Annotated in this window: 21 protein-coding genes; 11 read left to right on the top strand and 10 right to left on the bottom strand. The window is 53.8% G+C overall.

All coding sequences use genetic code 11. The features are described 5' to 3' along the window. Positions 1–3: 3 nt before the first annotated feature. A complete protein-coding gene (locus tag WKJ03_RS04410; protein ID WP_337840953.1) occupies positions 4–1,053 on the bottom strand; it encodes an efflux RND transporter periplasmic adaptor subunit in 1,050 nt (349 codons plus the stop codon). A 217-nt stretch (positions 1,054–1,270) separates the two neighbouring features. On the opposite strand from WKJ03_RS04410, the gene WKJ03_RS04405 reads away from it, so the two are divergent. The 6 genes from WKJ03_RS04405 (at position 1,271) to WKJ03_RS04380 (ending at position 7,252) form a co-directional block, all read left to right on the top strand. After that, the gene (locus WKJ03_RS04405) at positions 1,271–1,939 is read left to right on the top strand and encodes a DUF2982 domain-containing protein (protein WP_337840952.1); all 669 of its coding nucleotides are present in this window, start codon (positions 1,271–1,273) and stop codon (positions 1,937–1,939) included. A 64-nt stretch (positions 1,940–2,003) separates the two neighbouring features. Next, complete coding sequence (locus tag WKJ03_RS04400; protein ID WP_337840951.1) at positions 2,004–2,339, top strand: hypothetical protein; 336 nt, start codon at positions 2,004–2,006, stop codon at positions 2,337–2,339. A 74-nt stretch (positions 2,340–2,413) separates the two neighbouring features. Beyond that, positions 2,414–4,087, top strand: a complete 1,674-nt coding sequence (locus tag WKJ03_RS04395; RefSeq protein WP_337840950.1) for a FapA family protein — start codon at positions 2,414–2,416, stop codon at positions 4,085–4,087. A gap of 120 nt (positions 4,088–4,207) precedes the next feature. Continuing rightward, positions 4,208–5,878 carry a DUF1566 domain-containing protein gene (locus WKJ03_RS04390; protein WP_337840949.1) on the top strand — a complete coding sequence of 557 codons (1,671 nt, stop codon included), beginning with the start codon at positions 4,208–4,210 and terminating at the stop codon, positions 5,876–5,878. Between the two features lie 9 nt (positions 5,879–5,887). Next, on the top strand, positions 5,888–6,397 hold the full coding sequence (locus tag WKJ03_RS04385) for a DUF1566 domain-containing protein (protein ID WP_337840948.1): 510 nt from the start codon (positions 5,888–5,890) through the stop codon (positions 6,395–6,397). 96 nt (positions 6,398–6,493) lie between these two features. After that, a complete protein-coding gene (locus WKJ03_RS04380; RefSeq protein ID WP_337840947.1) occupies positions 6,494–7,252 on the top strand; it encodes a DUF2884 family protein in 759 nt (252 codons plus the stop codon). A gap of 13 nt (positions 7,253–7,265) precedes the next feature. Here WKJ03_RS04380 and WKJ03_RS04375 read toward each other — a convergent pair whose 3' ends face one another. Together WKJ03_RS04375 and WKJ03_RS04370 are read right to left on the bottom strand one after the other, a co-directional pair. After that, positions 7,266–7,691 (bottom strand): hypothetical protein, encoded by a 426-nt coding sequence (locus WKJ03_RS04375; RefSeq protein WP_337840946.1) that lies wholly within the window; start codon positions 7,689–7,691, stop codon positions 7,266–7,268. 118 nt (positions 7,692–7,809) lie between these two features. After that, positions 7,810–9,300 carry a hypothetical protein gene (locus WKJ03_RS04370; protein ID WP_337840945.1) on the bottom strand — a complete coding sequence of 497 codons (1,491 nt, stop codon included), beginning with the start codon at positions 9,298–9,300 and terminating at the stop codon, positions 7,810–7,812. Positions 9,301–9,443: 143 nt separating this feature from the next. On the opposite strand from WKJ03_RS04370, the gene WKJ03_RS04365 reads away from it, so the two are divergent. Beyond that, complete coding sequence (locus WKJ03_RS04365; RefSeq protein WP_337840944.1) at positions 9,444–11,027, top strand: MFS transporter; 1,584 nt, start codon at positions 9,444–9,446, stop codon at positions 11,025–11,027. Between the two features lie 60 nt (positions 11,028–11,087). Here the strand turns inward: WKJ03_RS04365 and WKJ03_RS04360 are convergent, their stop codons facing one another. From WKJ03_RS04360 to WKJ03_RS04330, 7 genes are all read right to left on the bottom strand, one after another. Continuing rightward, entirely contained in the window at positions 11,088–12,407 is a 1,320-nt protein-coding gene (locus WKJ03_RS04360) for a TonB family protein (RefSeq protein ID WP_337840943.1), read from the bottom strand. 139 nt (positions 12,408–12,546) lie between these two features. Further along, on the bottom strand, positions 12,547–14,421 hold the full coding sequence (locus WKJ03_RS04355; RefSeq protein WP_337840942.1) for a DUF885 domain-containing protein: 1,875 nt from the start codon (positions 14,419–14,421) through the stop codon (positions 12,547–12,549). Positions 14,422–14,533: 112 nt separating this feature from the next. Next, positions 14,534–15,868, bottom strand: a complete 1,335-nt coding sequence (locus tag WKJ03_RS04350) for an amidohydrolase (protein ID WP_337840941.1) — start codon at positions 15,866–15,868, stop codon at positions 14,534–14,536. A gap of 36 nt (positions 15,869–15,904) precedes the next feature. Continuing rightward, positions 15,905–16,789, bottom strand: coding sequence for a transglutaminase family protein (locus tag WKJ03_RS04345; protein WP_337840940.1), 885 nt, complete (start codon positions 16,787–16,789; stop codon positions 15,905–15,907). An 8-nt stretch (positions 16,790–16,797) separates the two neighbouring features. Beyond that, complete coding sequence (locus WKJ03_RS04340) at positions 16,798–19,092, bottom strand: circularly permuted type 2 ATP-grasp protein (protein ID WP_337840939.1); 2,295 nt, start codon at positions 19,090–19,092, stop codon at positions 16,798–16,800. Then, entirely contained in the window at positions 19,089–20,051 is a 963-nt protein-coding gene (locus WKJ03_RS04335; protein ID WP_337840938.1) for an alpha-E domain-containing protein, read from the bottom strand. The genes WKJ03_RS04340 and WKJ03_RS04335 overlap by 4 nt, the downstream gene beginning before the upstream one ends. 3 nt (positions 20,052–20,054) lie before the next feature. Then, a complete protein-coding gene (locus WKJ03_RS04330; RefSeq protein WP_337840937.1) occupies positions 20,055–21,506 on the bottom strand; it encodes a circularly permuted type 2 ATP-grasp protein in 1,452 nt (483 codons plus the stop codon). Positions 21,507–21,898: 392 nt separating this feature from the next. Between WKJ03_RS04330 and WKJ03_RS04325 the strand changes: the two genes are divergently transcribed. From WKJ03_RS04325 to WKJ03_RS04310, 4 genes are all read left to right on the top strand, one after another. Continuing rightward, entirely contained in the window at positions 21,899–22,201 is a 303-nt protein-coding gene (locus tag WKJ03_RS04325; protein WP_337840936.1) for a hypothetical protein, read from the top strand. Positions 22,202–22,289: 88 nt separating this feature from the next. Then, on the top strand, positions 22,290–22,631 hold the full coding sequence (locus tag WKJ03_RS04320; RefSeq protein WP_337840935.1) for a hypothetical protein: 342 nt from the start codon (positions 22,290–22,292) through the stop codon (positions 22,629–22,631). Between the two features lie 113 nt (positions 22,632–22,744). Further along, positions 22,745–23,002 (top strand): type II toxin-antitoxin system Phd/YefM family antitoxin, encoded by a 258-nt coding sequence (locus WKJ03_RS04315; protein WP_337840934.1) that lies wholly within the window; start codon positions 22,745–22,747, stop codon positions 23,000–23,002. Continuing rightward, a complete protein-coding gene (locus WKJ03_RS04310) occupies positions 22,990–23,292 on the top strand; it encodes a type II toxin-antitoxin system RelE/ParE family toxin (RefSeq protein WP_337840933.1) in 303 nt (100 codons plus the stop codon). Before WKJ03_RS04315 ends, WKJ03_RS04310 begins: the two co-directional genes overlap by 13 nt. The last annotated feature ends 19 nt before the right edge of the window (positions 23,293–23,311 follow it).

Here is a 23,311-nt window from a genome sequence, read left to right as displayed (position 1 = left end):
AACTTACTCCACCACAGTCACAGACGTACCTGTCTGGAGTTTTTGTGTGCCTTCAATGACCACCTGCTGGCCCGGCTGCAGGCCCCGGCTGATTTCGACCCTTCCCGGCAGGCGCTGGCCAATTTCCACTTCGGTCTGAACCACTCTGTTGTCCGGCTGGATCACAAAGACATACTGTTTGTTTTTCAGCGGCACCAGGGCTTTTTCTGAGATTTGGATCGCAGCTTGCTGATCTAAGGTGACTTTGACGGTGAGCAGCATACCGGGGCGAAGTTTTTGTTCTGGGTTGGGGAGGATGGCGTGAACCCGCACTGAGCGGCTGACCGGGTCCAGGCGGGTGTCTATGGCTTTGATGGTGCCGTCAAATTCTTCACCTGGGTAGGCGACACTGCTGCTGCTGACTATCATGCCTGGTTGCAGCTGGGCCAGATACTGTTCGGCCACACTGAATTCAATGCGGATTTGGCTTAAATCATCGAGCGTGGTCAGTATGGTGCCAGCACTGACATAAGCCCCCTGGCTGACCCGGCGTAAACCCAGTACACCGCTAAACGGTGCTTTGATGGCCAAATCATTCAGCCGGGCCTTTACCCCGTCCAGCTGCGCCAGAGTGGTATTGACCTTGGCTTGTTGTTCATCCAGCAAGGACTGCGCTGAGGCCTGGGTACGGGTCAGGTTTTTTAATCTGTCCAGCTGACGTTTTTGTTCGGTCAGTTGGGCTGTCAGCTCTGCGACTCTGGCGCGCTCTTCGACGTCGTGCAGCTGGGCCAGTAAGGCGCCTTTTTCAACGGTACGGCCTTCGTTAATATTCAGCACTGTGATGTAATCGCTGGCGTTGCTGACAATTTGGATGGATTCGTTGGCCAGAGCTGTGCCCAGGCTTTGTACCTGACGCTTTAAATTGCTGAGCTCTGTGACCTCTGTTTTCACCTGAACTGCTGAGCTGTTGGCTGCGGCTTTAGGCGCCACCTGTTGATTTTTAAAGGCTAAGAAACCAATAAATGCAACCAATCCAACCAGTAGTAACCAAATCAGCCGAGAGTTTTTTTGCACCACTTGTACTCCGTTTTTGTATAGTTCTGTTGGTTTTTATTAAGCAGGGCTATTGTAGGGAAGAATAGCCACTGCGTATGACCTGTTATCGCAGTGTCTCAGGTATTGGTCGTATTGGAGAGAGAATGTCAGATAAACCCTGTCAGTTTTGCCTGAATATGCGCTTTCTTGTGTTGTGGACTGTTGCGATGTTGTTATTTTATTGGTGGTATACCGCATGACTCCGCTGCAGTTTCAGGCAAAAACCGCCAAAGGTGGCGCCAGTTTGCTGCTCTGGTCCTCTGGCCTGTTATTGCTCTGGTTGCTGGCGCTGGCTGCATTTCGTGAGCTGTTGCCTGCCACCGCCTGGGCTATGTTGCTGCTGGTCTGTCTGATTGCCCTGGTTTTGGCTTATGCCCGTCTGACGGAGCCATGGCTGGTGCTGGAAGCGACAGAACAGGGGCTGACGTTTTTTCATCGCAAAGGCAACTGGGTGTTGCCCTGGCAGGAATGTGGGCTGGTGACAGTGCCCGAACTCAATGGTCAGGAGCTGGCTTATATTGGCATCCGCCTAAAGCAACAAAGTCCGTTTTTATCACGCCTGAGCCCACGTCTGGCGGTGGCGCTGTTGATGGAACAACGCAACCTGCTGCTCAGTGCCGTCGGGCAGAATTGCCCGACCGGGCAATGCCCGTCGGCCTTTTTTATGGAAACCAACCCTTGTCATGTTGAAGGGAAGGTGTATAAAGGGGTCATTGGTATGTTTGGTCAGCGTATGCAAACGCTCAGACAACTGATTGGTTTTGAACTCTATATTCCTCTGAATGCATTGAGTGAAAACCCGCAGATTTTTTGCCGGACAATCAATCAGCTTCGGCTACAATATTCAGAGAATACAGTCACCTAGACACCAGCATCCTGCTGTATCATAATGGCGGTGGAAAAAATAAGTGAGTACAGGGTAAGTTGTTATGAATAATTACGAAAAGCCTTTTCTGGTTAGTGGTCGCAACACATTAATCCATAAGCAAAAAAAAGTGGATTTAGTGATTGTGAATGACACAAATGACCCTGTTATTGTGGCCACCCGTCATGGGGTGAAAATTTTTAATGAAGAGTTACCAGCCAATAAAGCTGAAGCAAAATCCCGCTATCTTGAACTGGTGGATATTTCCAGCAGTGAAGTGTTCAGCGAATGCAAAACCCTGCTGTTTGTGCAGGCACTGAATAATAAAGAATATAAAGTTGATTACAGCAAAGTAGGCACAGATTTGTTTATCCGTATTCACCAGGAAAACTACATTTAATCCTCTGCTGAGTCCGGTTGTTAAACACAGAACTGCCTGTCAGCGCAGGTGGTTTTTCTGGTTGTAGGACCTTTATGCTAGAAGCCATTGCGTGTCAGTTTAGCTTGAAAGACGATTTGGTATTTGTCGAAATACCAGTCTCCATGACTGACATCAGTGATGCCACCATCAAAGAGCAACTGGAGCAGGCCGGTTATGGCCGTTGTCTGCTGCTGCTTGATCAACTGACGAATCTGGTCACTGAATACAAACAAATCCAGCAAAAAATCAAGCAACAGCTGCAAAGCGAAGGCTATATCTTGAAATACAAGGTGGCCCAGCGCAAACCGGCCATTCTGACCATCATGGTGTCAGACGATACCATGTCGGCTGTCGCCGAAATTATTGCTGCTTTTGGGGGCCAACACGTTTCTGCCAACGACGTGGTCAAAGCCGGACAGGAAGCCGGTATTGTTTACGGTTTTCAAAAAGAACAGATACTGCAGTTGGTTGCACATGCCAGTCGCGCTGAATCTGGCAGCAAAGTGCGGGCCACTATTGCCCTGGGCCGCGAGGCTGAACCAGGTAAAGACTCGGTATTTGAACCTCTGATCAGTGACATGGGAAACAGGATCCGTAAACCTGTGGCCCAAAGTGAGGGGAAAGTCGATTTACGCGATTTTGGTGTGATAGCTTCGGTTAAAACCGGTGATGTGCTGATGCGGCGTTTACCGCCGACCAAAGGCAAACCAGGCATGACGGTCACCGGCAAAGCGCTGCAGGCGCTGGATGGTCAGGAAAAATCCTGGGGAGCCGGTGACGGTGCTGAAGTCAGCCCACAGGACCCCAGCCTGCTGCTGGCCAGCCGGGATGGCATGCCCCGTTTGCTGGAAGCCGCTGTTACTGTTGATGAAGTCTTTGTGATTAATAAAGTGGACGCCAGCACCGGCCATATTATTTTCAAAGGTGCAGTGGTGATCAACGGCGATGTGGCCGAATCGATGAAGGTGGTGGCTGGCGGCAATGTCTTTGTGAAAGGGGTGTTTGAAGGGACTTTGCTCGAATCGGGCGGCGACGTCAGCATTGGCGGCGCTGTGATAGGCCACCAAATCAATGATGAAACCGGCTCTTCACTCAGCACAGTGATCCGGGCCAAAGGCAATATTCAGTGCACGCTGGCGCAATATACTGAGTTTGAATGCGAAGGACTGCTCAATGCCACCAAACAACTGCTGCACTGTGATGTGCAGGCCGCCGAAGTGTTGGCCGGTATGCCGGACAAAATCAATGGCAAAATTGTCGGTGGAAATTATTACCTCGGCAGTCATCTGAAGTGTGGTGAATTGGGCGCTTTGTCAGGCAGTCAGCTGAAAATCCGCCTGAACCGGCTGATGGACCCGATCCTCGAAAAGCAGGCGGTGCTGAAAAATACCCTGCTTGAACTGAAAGCGGAAATGGAAGAGATCAGGCAGCATGTTGAGCAAATGAAACAGATGGAACGCTCGCCGGCTGTCATGGAACAACTGACTGCCATGGTCAAAGATTACGAAGAACAGCGGCGTATTGCTGCCGCTTTTATTGCCGACATCAAGCAATTGGAAGAAAATCGCCGTCAGTTATTATTGGCTGTGGCGGTGGAAGCCCGTCAAAAACTCTTCACTGGTGTGGAATGCCAGATAGGTCAGGAACTGACCCGTACCCGCCGTGAGTACGGCCCGTCCCGCATCCGCCTGACTGATCAGGGCGTGGTGGTTGAAGCCTTTCTCTGACACCCGCAACTCTTCTGACAGATTGAATTCTGGTCTGATTATTGCTTCGTTCGTGGTCAGAATCTAAGGTGTCAATGGGCTGACGCTTCGACGTTGGCCGGAGCAAAGGATTAGAACTGAATGAAGCTGAAAACCCTGGTATTAGTGCTGAGCCTGAGTGCTCTGTTGCCGGCCTGTGGCGGTGGTGGAGGGGACGATGGCACGACCACGCCTCTGGCCAGTGTCAATGCGGGTGCTGATCAAAGTGTGAATGAACGCAACAGTTTTACCCTGACTGCGGTGGCTGATCCGACAGGGGGCAGCTTTAGCTGGCGCCAACTGACTGGCACGACGCTCAGTGGTATGCCTGCCTCAACGGCCAGTGTGACGCTGACCGCGCCTGTGACTAAAACCGACCTGCTGCTGGCCTTTCAGGTCAGTTACACCAGCCCTACCGGACTGGTCCGGACCGACGAAGTGCAGGTGACCATTAAACCCGTGAATACCTTGCCTGTTGCTGTGGCACAACTGAGCAAACCTTCTATTGTTCCTGTCGCTCTCGGTCAGCAGGTGGAACTGTCTGCTGCCTCTTCTTATGATCCGGATGCTGATGGCAGCATCAGCAGCTACAGCTGGCAACAGTTATCCGGCCCCACTGTGGCCCTGACCGGTGTCAGCAGTCAACAGCTCAGTTTTATCGCCCCTTTGGTCACCGAAGCGACGGACCTTGGTTTTAAACTGACAGTGACAGACGATGAAAACGGCAGCCACAGTACAGAAATTAAAGTACCGGTGCGGGCCAGCAGCAGCACTGTGTATGCCAATGCCGGGGCCGATCAGCAGGTCAGGGAGTTTTCGCTGGTGCAACTGGATGGCCGGGCGTCGCAAAGCAGCTCTGCCAGCTACAGCTGCAGCTGGAGCCAGGTGAGGGGACAGACGGTGGTGTTGCAAAATGCCAGCCAGTGCCAGGCGAGCTTTATAGCACCTGACGTGGCGGGCAGTGCTGAGGTTGAACTGCGCCTGACGGTCACAGACAGTGCGCTGCGTCAGGCCGCTGATACTGTGGTGGTATCGATAGTGAACGCCGTGCTGGGCAGCCTGCCGGATACAGGGATGACCCGCTGTTACGATCAGAGTGCTGAAATTCCCTGCGGTAATGCGGCATTGCCGCGTCAGGATGCAGAGCATGGCCGGGATTCGGTGATCCCTTACCTGCGCAAAATTGGCCGGGGTGAACATGCCTTTGACTTTACCAAACTCGATGAAAATGGTGACGAGGTGTCGGACGACGCTTCGGAGTTTTCCTGCGTCCGCGACAACGTGACGGGCCTGATCTGGGAGCTGAAGGAGCCTGTGCTGGCGGCTGCACCCAATACCACCTTAAGAGCAGCGAATAACAGGTACAGTTATGTCAATGCGGCGCCGGGCAACGGCGGAGAAGCTGGGGAGGCTGCCGCAGCGAACAGCAGTTGTCCCAGTGACACCGACTGCGGTACCCAGACTTACATTGATGAAGTCAACGACGCTGTGTATTGCGGGGGATCCAACTGGCGTATGCCGACGCTGGTGGAACTGATGTCGCTGGCGGATTTCAGCCGTCGGGGTCAGGCCCATTTGCTCGATCCGGCTTTGTTTCGTTATGAACCCGCGCTGAGCCTGCAAAACAATTTGTATTACTGGACCAGTGAAACCAGCGCTGAAGGCGGTGGCGGCATCTCCACCTGGGTGTTTAATAACCAGAATGGCAATGACAACAGCCTGCCGAAACAAGCGTCACAACTGGCTTATATTCGCCTGGTCAGAACCCCTTAGGAGTGCGGTATGAAATTGATACTGGTGGCTTTGAGCCTGAGTTTCTCTGTGCAGGCCGCACAGATTTGTTATGACAATATTGAAGTTGGCGTGGATTTCAGCCATCTGACGCTGAACAGCGACGGTACAGTACTGGACAGCAAAACCCGGCTGCTCTGGTCTGCCTGTCTGGTTGGACAGACCTGGGACAGCAGCAGTAAAAGCTGTACCGGCAACCCGCAACAATTGACCTGGGCCGATGCGCTGCTCGAAAGTGCCCGTCAGGATTTAGGCGGCTACACCAGCTGGCGGTTGCCCAATGCCAAAGAAGTACAAAGCATCATCAACAGAGGCTGTGTTGACCCGGCGCTGCGACTGAGTCTGTTTCCTGGGGCGAACAGTGAGAATATCTGGACCGGGACCACGGCAGCGAATGAAGCCAATCAGGCGTTTGCTATTGCCATGTACAGTGGCAAAAATAACCTGAAAACCAAAAACACCCCTTTGTATGTACGGCTGGTGCGCTTCAGTGACGAGTGACAGGCGATAAATACCTGCTGCTGTGCGCTGAGGCTGGCTGCTTTTCAGGCCCGCTTCCGTTAAGCTCGGAGGCTGCAATGAAGAGGAGTAAAACCAGTGCGTTGGTGTGTGATGTTCTGTCTGATCCTGAGCTGCCCGGGCTGGGCCGATGAATGTGCCATGGCCTTTCGGCACGGTATTTTGATTTCGCCTGAGCAAATCCGGGTGCAAAGCAGTAACCGCACTGTGTTTCAGATCAACCATGACAGGCAGTTGTTTATCCGGGGCGAATGGATCACCTTAACCCCGGCCGAGCAGGAGTTGCTGCAGCGCTATTCACACCTGCTGCGTAAATTTGTGCCTGAAGTGGTCAGCATTGCGGTGGACAGTGTGGAGCTGGGACTGAGTGCCATTGAAAGTATGTTGTCCGGCATTGGCGACAGTTCGCAGCAGGAAGAATGGCAACAGCTGATCCGGGAATCGACCTACCAGTTAACCTCCCGTTTTGTCCGCAGTGGCGACCATTTTTATCTGGCCCCACAAAGCCTGCATGAGCTGGATTCTTTTTTACACGGCGAGCTGAAACATCAGCTGAAAACCTTAGCCAAACAGACGGTCGGGGCTGTCTGGGAAGCATTGCAGGATGCGTTGCGTCAGACGGATGACAATTTCGAACGCACCGAAAGCCCGAGCTGGCAGCCGCTGGCGGAATTGGTCACTAAGATCAATGCCGGTCTGGACCAGAAAGCCGGCGAACTGGAAGAAAAATCAGCGTTGTTTTGCCAGCGTCTGACCGAACTGGATCAGATTGAAAGCCAGCTGCAACAACGGGTACCGCAGCTGATGCAATACGATGTAATTATTGCCAAACCTTAAAAAAACAGCAGGGTCAGCCAGCCTGTTGGCTGGATTTGCGCCTAGCCAGACGGTAACCCAGCCAGGCCATAGGCAGATAAGCCACAAGTAAATCGGCAGCAATAAACCAGAAGGGAGCCGGGATGAGCCGTGCTGCCATCACACCGCCACAGAAAAATAACAGACCAATAGCTGCGGCAGCCCAAGCTTTATACTGGCTTGCCAACCAGGCAGCGCAGAACGCCCCCACCAGTGTGCCGAGTGCGTGGGCTAAAAAGGGCAATAGAAAATGTACAGGTTGCAGTAAAGGTAAAGCGGCCCTGATGCCTTCTGCTGTGGTCATATCGACCCCGGCGGGCAAAGCAATCAGCAGCCCATTGAGTTTAATCAGTGCCATATTCACCAGACTGCCCAGCACCAGACCAGTCACCATAGCCGCTATCCATTTTAACCAAGTCATTGGTTGGACTCCGTTGCTCTTTGATAACAATAAAATCAATGAAGCGGCCGGTTTTGTCCAGCCCTGCCTGAGGTTTTCTGTGTGGGGGATGGGCGGCGACGGGCCGCCCCGGACTGACTTACATATACGCCTTGCTGAACGCGTCTTTGGACTGGCGGATATAGCTGCGGGCTTTTTGCGCATGGGCTTCCCACGCCGCTTTGTCTTTGGCGTCGGTGAAGGGGTTTTTATCTGCGGCGACCGAGCTTTCAAACTTGTCGTAGAAGGTAATAGCCGCTGAGGTGATCTGGTTAAAACGCTCTTTAAATTCCTGCATGCCTTCCAGCTGGGCTGAGGTTTTCAGCATGTACTGGATCAGTTCAGTCGAATCGTTGCTGTTCAGCAGCGCCACAGCTCTGTTGCTGACGGCACTGCTGACTTCTTCGGCAATCTTGCCACGCACCGGCTCCTCTTTGCTCATCACCCTGCTGTAGTTTTCCTGGGTGCGGGCCAGGCCTGCATGCTGCACATAGTCGCGCAGGTGTTTGTCCAAATCTTTGCGGAAGCTGTCCACCAGCCGCTGCATGGCTTGCAGGTCACTTTCCAGTTGCTGCACCTGCAGCAACTCTTTTTCCAACTCAGTTAAAAACTGCTCGGCTTTTTCATACACTTTCAGGCCGTTTTCTTCGGCAAATTTGCGGTCTTTGCGGCTTAAATCGGCATTGTCATAGTTGGACCGATCAAAAGCCGTTGCTAAAAAGGATTTAAAAGGTTCGGCAAAAGCCGCATACAAACCGCCGCTGACCACTGTTAATGTGGCGGTGCCCAAATCACTGAAGGGTTTCACCATCGAATTCAGCCGCGCTTGCTGCAACGGCGAGCTGACCCGTTTGGCGTCGGCCAGAATGGTACGGAAGGAACTGTAGGCCATAGGGTTGGACATTTTATTACGCTCGGAGCCAGCCAGCACAAAGGTAATGCCGGAATAAATGCCGTTGGCGTACTCCAGGTACTGGCGCTGGGTTTCCAGCTGAGCGGCGTAGTTTTTGCCCAGACCCTGCAGTGCTTCTTTTTTCAGCTCGTAATTCTGATTGGTCTGCAGCTTATCCAGAATGCCGCTGATAATACGTTGTTCGTTTTTCTGCAGTGCGGTGTCGAGCAAAATGCGCTGAATGCTGAGTTGATCCAGCAGCACTGTGCCGTGTTGGGTTTCGATATCCAGCCGGATGTATTTGCGACCCGGGTCGTCAATTGACAGCCGGTGCGCTGTATAGCCCTCCTGGCCGGGGTTCACTTCAATCAGACCAATTTGTTGCCACTGAGCACCCAGGCTGACGGAAGCTGAGCTCAGCACATTAATTTTGTAACTGGTAAAGGCGGTTTCAGGTTTGACCCAAAACTCCATTAAACCGGCTTCGGCCACCGGCTGACGGCTGACCAGCGCACTGCTGCCATTTTGACAGAGCAGGGCGGATTGGCCGGTTTTGGGGCTGGACTGATCGATCTGGCAACCCGCTAACACAGTCAGTGGCTGATTGTCTTGATCAAAATCGGCCACAAACACCAGTTCAGCCGCCTGGCTGATGAAGGAACCCACAGCTAAAGCCACAGAGCACAAGGCAACACGCATAACCAATTTCGCATCCTGATAAGGTCTTTGACCGCCATCGTCAGTCTGGTCAAATTAAACTGTACCCTGGCTGAATCAGGGCCATTTGTGTTCAATAAGCAGCTGTTTTACACTGCGTTTTTCATTTTACCCGAGAACAACAGATGTCTCACAGTGCAGGTTTGCAGTTTTATCATCCGGTGGCTTTTTGGTTGGGCTGCCTGGCTATTACCCTGGGTGTGCTTGGCCATGTGCCCATGTTTATGCACTCGGTGCATATGAATTACCAGATGGTGGGCATGCCGATGGACACCAACATGCTGATTGGCATGGGGCTTATTCCTTTTGGTTTGTTGCTGGCGACTTATGGCCTGATGCCCCGTCTGGCGCAATTGCGCCAGCAAGGAAGCAGTACGCTGCAGTTTCATGTGGCCGATCAGTTACCGCTGAACAAAGAGCACTGGACTCTGGTGCTGGTGCTGCTGCTGGCTGTGGTGGTGGATGTGATGAAACCCGCCACCCTGGGTTTTGTGATGCCCGGTATGAAAACTGAGTATGAAATTGACAGTAAAACGGCAGGCACTCTGGCACTGGTGGCTTTAACAGGCACTACTGTGGGGTCAGTGCTTTGGGGCATAGCGGCGGATAAATTTGGCCGTCGGGCTGCTATTTTGTTGTCGGCGCTGATGTTTATCGGCACGGCCATCTGTGGCGCCATGCCCAGTTTTGAATGGAACCTGGTGATGTGTTTCCTGATGGGCATGTCGGCGGGGGGGTTATTACCTATCACCTTTACCCTGATGGCCGAGACCATACCGGCAGCACACAGAGGCTGGTTACTGGTGGCTTTGGGCGGTATTGGCACCGCGGGTGGTTATCTGGTGGCGGCAGGTTCTGCCGCTGTACTGGAGCCGATGTTCAGCTGGCGGGTGTTGTGGCTGCTGGGGTTGCCAACAGGTCTGCTGCTGATTTTTCTGAATCGTTATATGCCAGAATCGCCGCGTTATCTGGCGAGCCAGGGGCTGGAGTTGCAGGCGAGGGCGGTGCTGGCCAGGTTTGGCAGTGACGGTCAGGGCCACAGCCATGTGGTGGCCGAAGTGCAGGCCGACAGCAAAAAAGCCGGTTTTCAGGATTTATGGCAAGGGCCTTATGCCGGTCTGAGCATAGGCCTGGTGCTGGCCGGTGTGGCCTGGGGCCTGGTGAACTTTGGTTTTTTGCTCTGGTTGCCGGTGAACCTGGGCGAGCTGGGGCTGGCCAAAGAGGCCAGCGCTATTATTGCTAAATCAGCGATGATGGCAGTGCCTGCTGTTTTCGTGGTGATTTGGCTGTACCACAGCTGGAGCAGCATCAAAACCCTGTTGCTGTTTTTACTGCTGACGGCTTTTTCACTGATGGCTTTTGTTGCCTTTGATTTCTGGCAGCTGTATCAACCGACCGCCTTGTCTGTCGCCATCGCGCTGCTGCTGGTCAGTGCCAGTGGGGTGATCGCCATGCTGATCCCTTATGCTGCCGAAATTTACCCCGTGGAGCTGCGTGGTGCCGGTTCTGGCCTGATCGCCGCCAGTTCAAAATTTGGTGGTATTCTGGGGGCCGGTGTCGGGGTGCTGGGCTGGTTTGAACAACTGGGGTATTCCGCTTTGGCCATTGCAATAGCCCTGGTGTGGGCTGCGCTGGAACTGAAACGCCATGGTATTGAAACCCGTGGCAAAAGCCTGGAGCAGCTGCAGCAGGAAGTCAGCAGTCGTTAGTGGGGGCACAATAAAAACAAAAGGCCAGGCGGATACCTGGCCTTCTTAGTGTTCTGGTGCTTACAGAGCGGCTTTCAACTCTGCCGCCGTCTGGTACTTCTGTGCTATGGCTTTGTCCAGTAACAACTGACCTGCGGCTTTATCCCCTTCCAAGATCTGCCGTACCCCAGACCAGGTTTGCACCTGCGGGTCGTTTTGCTGCAGCAGGTAGTTTTCCCACTGCCCGGAGAAAGCCGCTAATCGACGTTGTGCGTCCAGATTGCCGTTTTTGGCGGCCATGCCCCACCAATAACTGGGGCTGTGTAGTTGCGACAAGGTCATAACAGGCTGCACCCGTGCATCTTTGCCCTGTTCTGCCCATAGATGGTAATTCCCCTGAGTGGCTTTGTTGCCCAGTGATTTTCCCACCAGCTGTTGTGATACCTCTGCCAGGTCCTGGTTGGCCGCGCTCAGCACCTTGGTAATGATGCCATCGGCATTGGCGCTGACTTTAGCATTGCCAGCAAAACCAGGCAGTTCAGCTTTGAAATACAGACTTCGTTTGGTGTTATAGAGTTCAGAAGGGAGCCCCTGATTTGGATTCAGCGGCAGCTGCTTGTCGATTTCTATAGAGTAATACGAACTGGTGGTCACCAGGTCGAGCAATGAACCCAGCGCATATTGGTGGGTCGGAGAACCGGCGATCGCGTAATCCAGCAGCTTATGTTCCTTGATGATCTTATTCACCTTCGATTCGGAGACCGGCCCCAGGCTATAGGTCAGCAGCACCTGTGCCTGGTGCTTTTTACCTGTGGCGGCGTATTGCCACTGCCTTAATGCACGGACCGAGTTGCGGTCGAAGACTTTATCCGGGTAAGAGCCCAGAACTTCTGCGACCGGTACTTTGCCTTCTTCATCGACGATAAACCTCATTACGACATAGCCAAACTGCCCCCTTTTGGCCGCCTCTTCGGGGTATTGAGGTTCCTGACGCTTAATCGCCTCCGGAAATTCGGTTTTACTGGATTCCTTCGGATCCAGCTCCCGGATCTGCACTTGTGTCAGCAATTGGCTGGCCAGAGTGGCGGCTTGCTGCTGCTGTCCGGCAGACAGCCTGGCCGATAATTTGCTGACAATAGCTGCCGCTCTGTTGTCACCCAATTGGTCCGCCAGTTGAAAATAGGCCAGCGCTTTCACCGGATCGGCGGCCATGCCTTCGCCATTATGGTGCATGGCGGCCAGGTTAAAGGCGGCCAGTTCGTTGCCCAGCGGCAACAAAGCACTGAACTCAGCCTGCGCTTTGGCATAGTCTTTGAGTTCATAGTGTTTCAGGGCATCCAACAGATCGGCCTGAACCAGAGTGCTGCACAGCAGGCTGGCGGCGAGGAATGAATAACGCATTTTATGTCCTTATAAAAAATCCAAATGAAAAGATGATGTTAACACTGATTCTTTTACAGGGACAACTCCAAAAGTTTCTCTGACAGCCATAAAAAATGGCCCGCAGCGGGGCCATTTTTACGAGTAGCAGTGCCGGTAGTTAAACCGATTTAACGCTGTCTACCCAGTTTTGCACCCGCTTTTCCAACACATCCAGTGGCAGGGCACCACCGCCCAGCACTGTGTCGTGGAAGCCACGGATATCAAACTTGTCTCCTAACTGCTCTTTCGCTTTGGCGCGCAGTTCCTGAATTTTCAGCATACCAATTTTGTAGGCCGTGGCCTGGCCAGGCCATACCAGATAACGGCGTACTTCAGAGACCACAGCCCCTTCGGCCACCGGGGTTTTGGCTTTGAAGTAGTCGATGGCCTGCTGTTCAGTCCAGCCTTTGGCGTGCATGCCTGTATCCACCACCAAACGCACGGCGCGCCACATTTCGGTGATCAGACGGCCAAAATCTGTGTAGGGGCTTTGGTAAGCGCCCATCTCTTTGGCCAGCACTTCAGAATACAAAGCCCAGCCTTCGACATAGGCGGTGAAACCGGCCTGAGTACGGAAGGTTGGCACTGATTTCAGCTCCTGCGCTATGGAGATCTGCATATGGTGGCCAGGGCTGCCTTCGTGATAGGCAATGGCTTCCATTTCATTTTTTGGCATCTGTTTCATATCAGACAGGTGCGCATAATAAATGCCAGGGCGTTTGCCATCCGGTGTGCCTGGGAAATAATGCTGGGCAGCACCCGGTTGTTCACGGAACGCTTCCACCCGTTTTACCACCAGCGGTGCTTTGGGCAGAATGCCAAAGTACTCGGGCAGTTTTTTCTCAATAAAGGCCAGGTACGCTTCGGAGTCTTTCAGGTAGCTGTTGCGGCCTTCGTCTGTGTCCGGGTAGAAAAATTGCGAGTCGGTTTTAATAAACTTAAAGAACTCCTGCAGGTCGCCTTTAAAGCCCACCTGGTCTTTGATCGCAATCATTTCTTTGGTGATACGGTCCACTTCATTCAGGCCAATCTGGTGAATTTCTTCCGCCGTTAATGAGGTGGTGGTGGAGTTTTTCAGCCGGTGGTTGTAATAAGCCACCCCATTGGGCTGAGTGGAAACACCAGTCGGGTTGACCGTGGTTTTATCCAGCTCGCTGGTTAAAAACGCAGACAGTGCCTGGTAGGACGGCTGGAACTGAGTGGTCAGGGCCGATTTCACATCGGCCAGCAGTTGTTCGGCTTTTTTGTCATCCAGTTTGTCGGCCTTTTTCAGGCTGTCGATTTTGCTTTTGGCGTCTGCCCAGAGTGGGGCGTCTTTGTCGCTGTCTGTAAATGGCGCGCCGGTCAGCAGATTATTCACCTGCTCAATGACTCCCTCATAGGCAAAACGCGGCGGGCGCACACCGGCTTCTGCGTATTTGGCCGCCCGTTGCTGCAGTTCGGCAATGGCTTTGGCAATGCCACCCAGACGCTTGATATAAGCCTCCATGTCGGCCACTTCATCAACTTTGTGGAAGTTGATCATAATTTGTGGCAACAAGGCATGAACACCCTGCATCTGGTTAAACACATAAGTGTTCACACGAAACGCCGCCGCGTCGCGGGCCTGTTCGTACTGGTAAATCCACAGGTCATACGAGGTTTTGGCTTCCATATCCAGTTTGCTGTAGTCAAACTGGCTTTTCAGCTCTTCCACTGTGGCGGCATGCCAGGCCAGTTGCTGGTCTTCCGCCGCTTCGGTCACTTCATCAATCTGGTCGTTTTTATCTTTACGGCCCAAAAAGGTCATTTGCAGCGGGCTCATTTGCAGCTGCTCTTCGTATTTGGTTTCAAACCACTGGTTCAGGCGTTCAGATTCTGACTGGGCCGCAGCCGTTGTGCTTTCTGCCGCGGCTGTGCTGGCGGCTGGCGTGGTTTCGGTGGCTTTTTCCTGGGCTGGGTTGCAGCCACTGACCAGTGCGGTAACGGCCAGGGCAATAAGGGTTTTACGCACGTGTGCATTCCTTCTTTTAGTTGTACTTTTGATTTACTTCGGCTCAGGTTCAGCCTACCGGTTTTTACCCGGCAGGTGAACCCGATTTTGTAACACTCTGTTGCACGCCCGCTCAGGTTTTCGGCATCAGCTCCAGCATGGCGACCACAGTGGCTTCCACACCAGAACGGATAGCTGGCTCCGGGCTGATTTTAAACAATGGGCTGTGATGGCTGGGCACTGCAGCGCCGCCAGTACGTTCGGCTTCAAAGTCGGCCTTGGGGGTGCCGCCTATCTGGAAGTACACAGACGGAATGGTAGGGTTTTGAATTAAAAACGGATAGTCTTCGGCTCCCATGCCAAGGCGCTTGAATTTTTGATCAAAAATATCGGCACCAAAATGAGCGGTCCAGCGGGTTTTCAGGCGCTGGGTCAGCGGAATATCGTTGATGGTCGGTGGGGTCGGTTGCGGATCTACCGTGACTTTCGGCAGTTTATCGTCCGGCAGACCTGCGACCCGGCCCATATTCACTGCAACACGTTCGATAGCGGCGAGCAATTGCTCTCGGGTTTCCAGCGTGTCGCTGCGCACTGTCAGCTGCAGGTGGGCCGAATCCGGAATAATGTTGTGTTTGGAGCCGCCATGAAAAGAGCCGACAGTGATCACGCTGGGCTCTTTGGGCGCGATTTCGCGGCTGACGATGGTTTGCAGTGCCAGCACAATTTGTGACCCCAATACGATCGGGTCTTTGCCCCGGTGCGGGCTGGCACCGTGGGCGCCAATGCCCGGAATTTCAATATCGACAGAATCGACGCCGGAAAAAGGCGAACCTTCCACCGCCACTATTTTACCGGCTTCAATTTCACTGGACACATGCAGCGCCATCGCATAGTCCGGTGTGCCAAAGCGCTGGTAAATCTTGTCATTGCGCATACCAATGGCACCGCCAGTGTACTCTTCCGCAGGCTGGCCTATCAGCATCAGGGTGCCTGACCATTGGTCTTTTAAGCGCACCATTTGGCGGGCCGTGCCGACCAGGCTGGTGACATGCATGTCATGGCCACAGGCGTGCATCACCGACACTTCTTTGCCAAACCAGTCTTTGCTTTTGGCTGTGGAGGCATAAGGCAAACCGGATTTTTCTTCGACCGGCAAGGCGTCCATATCAGCGCGCATCATTACCATAGGGCCCGGGCCGTTTTTCAAAAGGGCGACCAGTCCGGTTTTGCCGACTCCGGCCGTGACTTCATACCCCAAAGCGGTCAGCTCTTCGGCCAGCCGCTTCGAGGTTTTAAACTCCATAAAAGACAGCTCGGGGTTTTGGTGCAGGTGTTCAAACAACCCCTTCAGGTTCTGCCGGTAGTCGGCTGCTATGGCTTCATTGAGATTCTGGGCCTGCAGTGCGGTACTGCAAAAAAGTGCCGGAAGGAGCGCAGAAAGCCGAAAGATTGAGGTGTGCAGTTTCATCCGTTGTCCTTATGTTTATTTTCTTGTCGGTCTACCTTAACTGAATTCCGCCGGAATTGGCATGACATCCACCTCAACCTCCAGTTGATGGTCGCCATGGCCGAGCACCAGACCTTTGAGCGGCACCACATCGCTGTAGTCCCGGCCCCGTGCCAGCACCAGATGACGGCCATTGGGCTGCAGATTGTTGGTTGGGTCGAAACCGACCCAACCGCTGTCCGGGCACCAGACTTCAAACCAGGCATGGGAGGCGTCAGCCCCGGTCAGTTTTGGCTGACCGGGGGGGGCTTCGGTTTCCAGATAGCCGCTGACATAACGGGCAGACAACCCCAGACTGCGCAGACAGGCAATCGCCAGATGGGCGAAATCCTGACAGACGCCTTTTTTATGATGCAGTACTTCGGTTAACGGCGTGGCGACACTGCTGAAGCCGGGATCATAGTCAAATTGCCGGTAGATTTTTTCACTTAAGGCCGCGGCCAGTTGCACCACGGATAAATCGGGCGCAGCCAGTGGCTGAATAAAGGCCCGGCATCCGGCAAGCTGAGGCAACATGGGGCTGGTTTTGCTGCACAGGCAGGCCTGCAGATCTACGGTTGCCGCAGGCGCTGAGCCCACCAGAGCTTCGGACCAGGGGCGCTCAGAATACTGTCGTTCAGCGTCAGGGCTGACCTGCAACACGGAGCTGGCGACCACACAAAGTCCCTGATGGCTTTGTGGCAGATGCAGCAGCTGTTTATGGTTACCAAACCAATCCTGCTGTTCATACAGTGGTGCGGTTTGCGGGTCTATCGCCAGACTGAACTGACGCAGCTGTTGCCTGTGGTCGGACAGGGGCTGCAGGCATAACAGGTTGTAACTGTTGGCCACCGCATGCTGGTAACTGTATCGGGTCAGGTGGCGGATCTGATAACTTTTCATCGGCTCTCTCACCATTGCTGCCAGCGCCAGCTGGGTTCAGCATGACTGAAATAACTGTGAGTGATTTGCTCCGACAGCTGGCGCAGCAGCTGTTGCAGCTCGAATAGCATGGATTTAAGCCCGGGGCTGGCCTGTTGCTCTGCCGTTAACAGCACGTCGGCCTCCAGGCCGAATAAGGATTTGAGCTGTTGCAATAAGGCCAGGCTATGGCTGTTTTGTCCGTCATTGCTGGGCAACAGGCTGAGCAAGCCTTCCAGTTGGTTGACGCCAAAACAGACGGAGCGGGGCGTGCTGTCGTCCAGCAGCAATAAATCCAGCACAGCGAGCGGATGCAGTTCTGAGCCATAACGGCGTCTGTAGGTCACCTGAGTATCGCTCAGCCGCAACAAGGCCTCTTGCAGGCTGGCGCTGATGCTCTGGGGCTGGCAAAAACAACTCTGCAATAAATGACTCATTTGCAGCGCCCGTTCCAGATGTTGGCCAGCCTGCAGGAAATTCAGGCCTGGTGTGCGGGTCATGGTTTCATTGTTCATGCCATAGATAGCGGTCTGCAACAGCAACAGTTGGTCCAACTGACGAACCAGTGCGGCAGGTTGCCATTGGGTTTCGGCTGACCAGCTCTGGCGCTGTAACTGCTCCAGCACGTACCAGCTGTCCTCACTGATGTATTCCCGCACCGACATTGTGTTGTAGAGGACAGCGCTGAGCGCCTTTGGCAGGCTGCCCGGTGCCGTTGGGCTGCATAGCTGCGCCAGACCATGCTGCAGCCAATTGGCGGCCTGCTTATGTGCTGTCAAGGCTGTGGCTCCATTGGCAAACAGACAAAATTGCAGCAGGGCCCGGCTGTCTGCTGCGGCCAGACTTTGCTCCAGCACGGCCATCTGGATCAGCTGACGCAATACTCTGCTCATCAGGTTCAGCCGCTCGTTGTAGCGGCCAAGCCAGAATAAATGATCGGCGATCCGGCTGGGTAACACCCCTGAACTGCGGTTCAGCCGGACATGCTGCCGCCCCGGTCGCCACAGGCTTTGTTGATCGGCCGATTGGCCGGCAAACCAGACATCGAGGTACAGCGGGCTGTCAGCCTGGCCCTGTTGTTGAGCCAGGGCTCCGGGCAGCACTGAAATATGCCCCTGCTGATCCAGACTGAATAACTGCAGACTGAGCGGGGCATCTCCCTCAGTGCCTGGCTGCGGCTGAAACAACACAAAATCGGCGTTCTGCAGCTGCAGCTGTTCACGCCAGACCTGCTGGGCGGCAGTGTCGAGCCCGGACCAGTGCAGCAAAAGGTGGCTGCTGATTTGGTATAGCCGACAGCCAGGCTCAAGCCTGGACTGCAACTCGTGCTGCCCACCCCAGTAACAGGGCAGGGTGGGCAGCAGCAGCTCTTCGCCCAATAAATGCCGGCAAAGTTGCGGCAGAAATACCTGCAGTAAGGGGTGCTGCACCAGACTGGCTCCGGGCGGGTTGATCATCTGGAGCTGCTGTTGCCGGATACTTTGCAGCAAGCCAGCGGGGCCGAGGCCGGTGTGATTCAGTTCCAGTGCATCCCGGTCTGCATCGGGCAGTGCGCACAGCAGGGCGTGCAGCGGCTTCAGGCCTGTCACGGTTTTTAAATGCAGTGCGCCCTCTTTAAACATCAGATCGGCGCTTTGCAGCAAAGGCAAATCCAGATAACCGGCCAAAAAATTCAACTCGGCATAAAAGGGGTCGGCTTTGCCTGCGCAGAGCAACCCGCCTTGCGCCTGATGGTTCTCTCCGTGATGCAGTAATTGCTTTAAATCGCGGAAAAACTGCGCCAGATGCAGCCGTTTGGGCAATTGCTTACCGGGCAGCTGCAGCTGGTTCATGGCCAGCCGGTGCTGAACCACCCGACCTAGTCCGGCTGGGCTGCTGTGATGTTGCCTGACAAAATAGCGGCCGTCAGATGCAGCGCATAATTCAACGGAAAATAAACTCAGCCAGGGCTTGTTGCTTTGCAGCAGCCGATGACAAGGCAGCAGAAATAGCGGGCTGGACAACAGCTCTGCAGCGGGCAGCAGGCCCTGGTGCAGCAGTTGTTGCCCGCCATAAAGGTCGGAAAGAATCAGATTGAGCAGCCGATGGCGTTGTGCCAGGCCGCGTTGCAGCGGGTGCCACTGATCAGGGCTTAACAGCAAAGGCCGGGCCGACAGCTGTCCGAGTGGCGGTGCGGCAGGGCTGAGTTCCTGCAACTGGCGGTTCAGCTCCTGCTGCAGCAAAGCCTGCTCAGTTTCAGAGCGCGAGCCCCACCATTGGTCCAGTGCATTGATTGCTGACTTCATGCCGTCAGCTGGTCCAGGTTATGCGCCAGTTCGACGGAGCCGGCTGCCAGGATCACCTGATGCAGCAGGATCAGGCCTGACTGAATTTGATCAATCAACTGGTGCAGCTGTGCCGTGGATAACTCACCCAGCTGTTCGGTCTGGATCAGGTCCTGCAACAGCCAGACCTGCTGCAAAATGGCGGTGCTGTGCGGCATGGTTTTGGCCGACGCCGCCACCCGGTTCAGGCAATAACGGATCGAACGCGGGAAATCAGCATACCCAAGCAGGTAATCCACCGCGTCGGCGTCGCCGCCATGTTGTGCCTGATAGTACTGGTAGGATTCAACGCCGCCGAGCGCATTGAGTACCGACAGCCAGCGAAAGCGTGGCCTTTTGATATCGGTGGGTTGCAGCTGTTGCAGCACCATCACGTCCATAATGCGGGTGGTCATATCGGCGCGTTCCAGATGCCGCCCAAGATTAAAGGCATCAAAGGCGTCCGAGCGCAGCATGGTGCCATCCAGCACGCCAACCACCATCTGGCAACGCCGGGTTATTTCGGTCATCAGCCGGTAACGCTGCTGGCGGCTGGGCAGGGTTTCGCATTCGGCCTGAATAAATAAATCCAGAGTGTTCAGCTCTTCCCACATATCCCGTGGTAACAAAGGCCGGATGGTGCGGGCATTGCGTTTGAGCGCACTGCTGACAGAACGCAGCGACAGCGCACTGTCGGCGCTGGTTAATAACAGCTGCATGACCTGCTGCTCTGTGGTAATGCCCTGGTCTGGTGCTGCGCCGCTCAGCAGTTGCTGGCTGTCTTCGCCCAGCACTTCAATCAGCAAAGGCCAGCTGACCTGACTGTCTTTATGACTGTCGATCAGCAACTGACTGGTGGCATTGATCAGGCGGGCCGTATCATCCAGCCGTTCCAGGTAACGGCCTAACCAAAACACATGGTCGAGTGATTTCAGTAACATAATTCAGACCTCGTCGTTGATGATCCAGGTGTCCTTACTGCCGCCACCCTGAGATGAATTGACAACCAATGAGCCGCGCTTTAATGCCACCCGGCTTAAGCCGCCTGTGGTGCAATACAGCTCTGCGCCTTGCAGGATAAAAGGCCGCAAATCCAGATGGCGGGGCTCCAGCACGCCGTCGCATAACGTCGGTGCGGTAGACAAAGCCAGCGTTGGTTGGGCAATAAAATTGCGGGGGTTGGCCTTAATCTGTTCCGCCATCTGCCGGCGCTCCTGCACTGTGGCGCGGGGCCCGATTAAAATGCCGTAGCCGCCGGATTCATTGGCTGGTTTTACCACCAGTTTGTCCAGATTGGCTAATACGTACTGGCGCTGTTTGTCATCCAGGCAAAGGTAAGTTGGCACATTGTCTATTTTGGGCTGCTCACCCAAATAGTACTGAATGATCTGCGGTACATAGGCATAAATCACTTTGTCGTCCGCTACACCTGAGCCAGGCGCATTGGCAATAGCCACCTGACCTTTGGCCCAGGCACGGATCAGGCCTGGTACTCCGAGCGCCGAATCGGGCCTGAATACTGTCGGGTCAATAAACACATCGTCCACCCGGCGGTAAATCACATCGACCTGCTGCAGCCCCCGCAGGGTTTTCATATAGACTTTGTCGTCCTGCACCAGCAGGTCGGTGTTTTCCACCAGCGGCACGCCCATTTGCTGGGCCAGAAAACTGTGTTCAAAATATGCCGAATTAAACACACCAGGGGTCAGCACCACTATGGTTGGCACCTCGCCCTGACGCGGGGATAATGAGGCCAGCATGCGCCACAGCTGGTGCGGATAGTCATCGACAGGATAAATAAAGGAATCGGCAAACAGCTCTGGAAACACCCGTTTCATCACAGTGCGGTTTTCCAGCATATAGGACACGCCAGAAGGCACCCTTAAGTTGTCTTCCAGCACCAGAAAGCGGCCATCGCTATCGCGAACCAGATCGGTGCCGCAAATGTGCGCCCAGACGCCATAACGGGGCGAAATGCCCCGGCATGGTGCAAGGTAGTTGCGTGACTCCAGCACCAAATCGGCCGGCACTATGCCGTCGTTCAGGATTTTTTGCTCGTGGTATAAATCGTCGATAAACAGATTCAGTGCACGCAGACGTTGGGTCAGGCCTTCGCTGGCCTGGCGCCACTCGCTGTAAGGAATAGTGCGGGGCACTACGTCCAGTGGCCAGGCCCTGTCGATATTCTGGCCTTCTGAATACAAAGTGAAACAGACACCCATTGAGCTAATTGTTTGATTTAAAAGCTCTTGTCTTTGGCACAGCTCATCGGGTCCGTGGCGGTGAATAAAGCGGCTGATGCCACTGGCCTGAGGGCGAGCCTGGCCACTGTGGTCCACCAGCTCGTCAAAACACCCAGCTGTGCCCTGGTAATCCCTGAATGCAGACTCACTCATGTGCTCTCCCGTCCCCTGAAGCGGCAAAGGTGTAACCCCTGCGCTGCTGTTGTTCTGACAAGGAGAAGAGCAAAGCCTGTGCCAACAGCAAAAAGGAAGAGGGGCGGGCTCCTTACTGTGCACTATGCAACCTTGGCTCGCTTTATTTCTCGCTTTGCTATGACAGCAAAGTCTAACGACCTGAAACTACATAAGTGATCGGTATTCGCTGGCTGGATAACAGGCGTGCGGAGCGGGGTAACGCGCATGCGCGTGATCCCACAAACAAAGGCTGGACAAAGGTTAGGAAATGGTTGATTTTAGGGAATTATTAATTGCAACTGCGCACTGGTCTAACAAGCTAAAGGCGCATGTATGCGTGATATACAAATAATTATATTTAAGGAGATATTGTGCAAATCAAATTACCAGAAGATTCAAACACACAATTCAATTTGTCTCAATTAATAAGACACCTTATTGAAGTAAGGCGTACTTACATCGTTATTGGTCAGCAACATGTAGCGTTGGCAAATCACACCAAAGATCTGTCGCTCGATTTCTGGTTGCGTAGCACAATTGCTAATAAGCAAGACACAGCCCAAGCCACAAATGAATTAATAAATCAAATTATTGCCACAGGCCTATTTAGGCAGAACCCGAGCGTAAGTTGCCCAAATACGGGGATTCTTTGTAATGGAATTGAGCTTGTATAAATATAACAAGCGCCTTAAACATAGCGGCCTTCGGCCGCCCGACTCGCAACAAGTTGCTCGCCGTTTAGGTGAGTGTTAGGAGCCAAGGATGTGGCAGCCGATACCCCTGTATGAACTGAAGGCGCTGATCGCGCAGCAAGTCGCTGAGTGCTCTCCAGAAACTCGCGCGCTGTTTGAGGCAAACGCTATCACTCCTCAAAAGTGGGCGCTTTCCCCGTGGGGAGACGATGGTGGCGGCTTCTGGGTAATTGCCATAATTGGCAAGTTTGTCCTCTGGTATAACGACATTGAGGAAGGCTTCAATACATCATCGTTTACCCAAGAGAGAACTATCGAGCAGTATTGGTGCAATCACGACTCAGTACATGTAGCGCTGCTTGGCTTAAGCTCAAAATCACCAAAGCTAGGAGCACCCCATGCTCCTGCTTAAGCTCCCAACCAGTGGTTCAAGCCGTTCGCTCCGCTCACTAAGCGTTAGCTGGGATTGCCTTACTTACAAAGTGATACTATAGTGCCACTCTGGGTTTAGGACAGGGGGAAATTATGAAAGTTGAGCTAGTGACGAATCTAAAGCGCCAGGCTACAAAGATTCTGGCCGATCTGCACTTGTCGAAAGAGCCCGTATTGATTACGGAGCATGGCCAGCCTTCTGCATACCTTGTTGATGTGCAGGATTATGAATTTATGCAGCGCCGGCTTGAGCTGCTTGAGGGGCTCTCTCGGGGAGAGCGTGCTGTACTTGAAGGAAGAACCTTTAGCCAAAGTGAGGCCAAAGAGAAAATGAGTAAATGGCTGAAGTGATCTGGACAGAGCCAGCCCTGCAAGAACTGGATGCCGTTGCGGAGTATATTGCTCTGGACAATCCTGCTGCTGCCAGAGGTCTCGTCAAGGAAGTGTTTGATAAGACACAACGTTTGGAACACTTCCCTCAATCCGGACGCATTCCTCCTGAGCTCCCTGATTCGGTCTACCGGGAGCTGCTGGTTCCACCTTGTCGCATTTTTTATCGTGAGGATGAGCAGCGGGTTTTGGTTCTCTTTGTCATGCGAGAGGAGCGACAGCTTCGTGTATTCATGCTTGGACACAGCTAAGAATCCGCGTCATTCGTGG

The sequence above is a fragment of the Rheinheimera sp. genome (assembly GCF_037442525.1).
Classification (GTDB): domain Bacteria; phylum Pseudomonadota; class Gammaproteobacteria; order Enterobacterales; family Alteromonadaceae; genus Pararheinheimera.
This window is presented reverse-complemented; position numbering and strand designations above follow the sequence as displayed.